This window comes from Endothiovibrio diazotrophicus, from assembly GCF_054657215.1.
This window is the reverse complement of the sequence record NZ_BAAHXB010000232.1, coordinates 1-2,449: the sequence shown is the minus strand read 5'-3', so window position 1 is coordinate 2,449 and position 2,449 is coordinate 1. Positions and strand designations below refer to the sequence as shown.

Here is a 2,449-nt window from a genome sequence, read left to right as displayed (position 1 = left end):
CAAGGAGGTGAACCACGAGATCCGCATAGGGCAGTACTTCTTCTGCGACATCATGAACGAGGGGGTGGTGCTCTACGACGGCCACCGCTCGCAGTTCGCCCACGTCAAGGCGCAGGCCCCGGAGGAGCGGTTGGCGTTGCCCGAGGACGGCGAGGCGCCGGAGTTGCCGCCGCTGCCGGAGGTGGAGGATCGGGCGGCGATGGAGCGCTGGGGGCGGTTGGTGGCGGCGGAGCAGCGGGAGCGCGGTTTGGCGGAGGGGCTTAAGCGGGAGACCGCTCGGGCCCGCAAGATTGCCGGTACGCTGTTGGCCAAGGGGATGGCGGCGGAGGAGGTGGCGGAGATCACCGGGCTCTCCGTCAATGAGGTCGAGGCGCTACCAGATCGCCCGTAACCCCTCCACGCTCCGCAACTTTTCGTCACGGGTCACCAAGGTTGCGCCGTGAGCCAGCGCCGTTGCCGCGATCAACCGGTCGGCGGGATCGCCGTGGGGAATCTCGCTCGACTGCGCCCGCGCCGCCACTTCGACGGTAATCGGCAGCACCTCGACCCCCCGTGCCGCTACCACCGCCTGTAGAAAGGTTTCGCTGTCGGTCGCTATTTGCACACGCCCCTTGGCGATCAGCATGGCGATCTCCCACAGGGTGATCCCCGAACAGGCGAGGTCGCGGCGAGCCTCTCCTTCCTCCAGCAGCCGCCGGGCGGTCGGCGACAGCCGTTCCGGGGTCAGGGCGTCGAAGAGCAGCACATGGGTGTCACAGATGATCTTCATCGGCGGTCCACTCCTCTCCGACGCCGCTCTCCACGTCTCCGACCACCGCTCCTTGGCGCAGCTCGGCGAGCAGTGCCTTCGCTTCGGCTCGCGGGTTTTCCTGTGGCACGATCCGGGCGATGGTCTTGCCCCGGGAGGTGATCTCGAACTCTTCGCCTCTGCCCACGCGGGCCAAATATTCGGGCAGGTGCTGGCGCAGCTCGGTGACGTTGACGGCGGTTGGATGAGACATGATGGAGACCTCATGTACATTTGTTCTGTACATGGTGATTGCTCGTGGGGCAATCGTCAATTCCGCCTTTCACCGCATGCAGTGAAAGCGCCGCGCGCGCTGGAGGAAGCGGCAGAGGCTTTCGGGCTCTCCGTTGCGGAGATCGGGACGTTGGAGTCCGATTTTTCGCTGGTGGCTAGCGGAGGGGCCGGCGGTAGATTCTGACGGGGTATCGCGGCTTTCGCTCCGCTGCCTCCGTTTGCGTCGGCGAAGCATCGCCGACCTACGGTTTTGTGGAAGGAGGTCGTCAAATCCCCTCGATCCCGATCATTCCTTCAAATCGCTCGAAATCCTTGATGTTGTGGGTTAGCAGGGAGGGGACGCCGAAGGCCTGCATGGTGGCGACAATATTGGCGTCATGCACCTGCTTTCCGCCAATCTGAAAATTTCTCACCAGTTCGACAAGCCGTTCGGTAACGGTGGCGGTGTCGTCCGCTACATGAAACCGTTCTTCCAAATAGCGCACCCGCTCAATCACCACCTCCGATGCCAAGGGTTGAGCGAAAGTCTGTGGTCGGGTGCGAACCGCGATGAACTCGCGTAACACTTGGCGACTGATCCACAGGGAGCGCCCGGCCTTATGTGCAGCCCGGAGCGCATTGAGCGCTTGCTTGTGCTGCGGAGCGGATGTCACGTTGGCGTAGATCAGGATATTGGTGTCGATGAAAAGCGCGTTATCGTCCGTCGTCACCATACAGATCCCCTCTGCGCAAACTTAAGCCTTCCGGCCACGGGCCGGAATCATCCACCGGAAAATCCAGCGGCTCTTTGCCGGTAGCGCGCTTTCGGGCCGTCGTGCGCTCGCGCAGGAAATCCACGAAGTCTTCCACTTCCGCGATTCGCTCGGTGGGCAGGGACTGGATTTTTTCCATCAACGTCTGTGCGCTTTGTGCCGGGATGCTCATCGGGTGAAGTCTCTCTTTACCGTGGGTCCGTTGCTGGCCGATGTGAGGACCGCCCTGCCCTCGATCCGTCTCAACACGTTGGGGCTCCATGTAGTCTACCATCCAGCTACCCAACCGCCTGTAACCCTTCCGCGCAAAGCCGCCTCTCGCCATCGGTGGTCCACTTCCCTCCGCTGCCGCTCACTACCCGATACGCGCCAGCGCGAGCGGCAGCGGCTCGGTCCGAATCCCCTGAATCTCCCCGCCGCGCCGCGACCGGTCGAGAATCCGCGCATTGGGATACTTGGCGATCTGCTTGAGCGCCTTCGGGCGCAGTTGGCCGGTCCATTTCACCTCCACCGGCCAGAAGCGCCCGCCGTCGACGTAGGCGACATCCACCTCTCCCTCCGCCTTGATGTGGTAGGTGGGGAAGCGTAGACCACGTAACGGCGGTCGAGCGGGTGGAGCCGCTCGGAGAAGCGGTTGAGCGCCTGCTTGAAGCTCCGGTTCCAGGTGGCCGCCGCT

Annotated in this window: 6 protein-coding genes; 1 reads left to right on the top strand and 5 read right to left on the bottom strand. The window is 63.5% G+C overall.

Going from position 1 to position 2,449, the window contains the following annotated elements; translation table 11 throughout:
* On the top strand, window positions 1-391 hold a 391-nt coding region (locus ACYQ2W_RS25975; protein ID WP_459873931.1), incomplete at its 5' end, for a hypothetical protein.
* Here the strand turns inward: ACYQ2W_RS25975 and ACYQ2W_RS25970 are convergent.
* The 5 genes from ACYQ2W_RS25970 to ACYQ2W_RS25950 all read right to left on the bottom strand — a co-directional run.
* Window positions 374-769 (bottom strand): type II toxin-antitoxin system VapC family toxin, encoded by a 396-nt coding sequence (locus ACYQ2W_RS25970; RefSeq protein ID WP_459873929.1) that lies wholly within the window; start codon window positions 767-769, stop codon window positions 374-376. The genes ACYQ2W_RS25975 and ACYQ2W_RS25970 overlap by 18 nt on opposite strands.
* A complete protein-coding gene (locus tag ACYQ2W_RS25965) occupies window positions 753-1,001 on the bottom strand; it encodes a type II toxin-antitoxin system Phd/YefM family antitoxin (RefSeq protein WP_459873927.1) in 249 nt (82 codons plus the stop codon). Before ACYQ2W_RS25965 ends, ACYQ2W_RS25970 begins: the two co-directional genes overlap by 17 nt.
* 286 nt (window positions 1,002-1,287) lie before the next feature.
* A complete protein-coding gene (locus tag ACYQ2W_RS25960) occupies window positions 1,288-1,734 on the bottom strand; it encodes a type II toxin-antitoxin system VapC family toxin (protein WP_459873925.1) in 447 nt (148 codons plus the stop codon).
* Window positions 1,715-1,945 (bottom strand): DUF2281 domain-containing protein, encoded by a 231-nt coding sequence (locus tag ACYQ2W_RS25955; RefSeq protein WP_459873923.1) that lies wholly within the window; start codon window positions 1,943-1,945, stop codon window positions 1,715-1,717. The genes ACYQ2W_RS25960 and ACYQ2W_RS25955 overlap by 20 nt, the downstream gene beginning before the upstream one ends.
* 183 nt (window positions 1,946-2,128) lie before the next feature.
* Window positions 2,129-2,449 (bottom strand): hypothetical protein (locus ACYQ2W_RS25950; protein WP_459873921.1); only part of this gene is annotated, 321 nt, incomplete at its 5' end.

Excerpts from the sequence above, each read along its gene's own strand:
- ACYQ2W_RS25970 (WP_459873929.1), bottom strand. The coding sequence starts at position 769 with ATGAAGATCATCTGTGACACCCATGTGCTGCTCTTCGACGCCCTGACC.
- ACYQ2W_RS25965 (WP_459873927.1), bottom strand. The coding sequence starts at position 1,001 with ATGTCTCATCCAACCGCCGTCAACGTCACCGAGCTGCGCCAGCACCTG.
- ACYQ2W_RS25960 (WP_459873925.1), bottom strand. The coding sequence starts at position 1,734 with ATGGTGACGACGGACGATAACGCGCTTTTCATCGACACCAATATCCTG.
- ACYQ2W_RS25955 (WP_459873923.1), bottom strand. The coding sequence starts at position 1,945 with ATGAGCATCCCGGCACAAAGCGCACAGACGTTGATGGAAAAAATCCAG.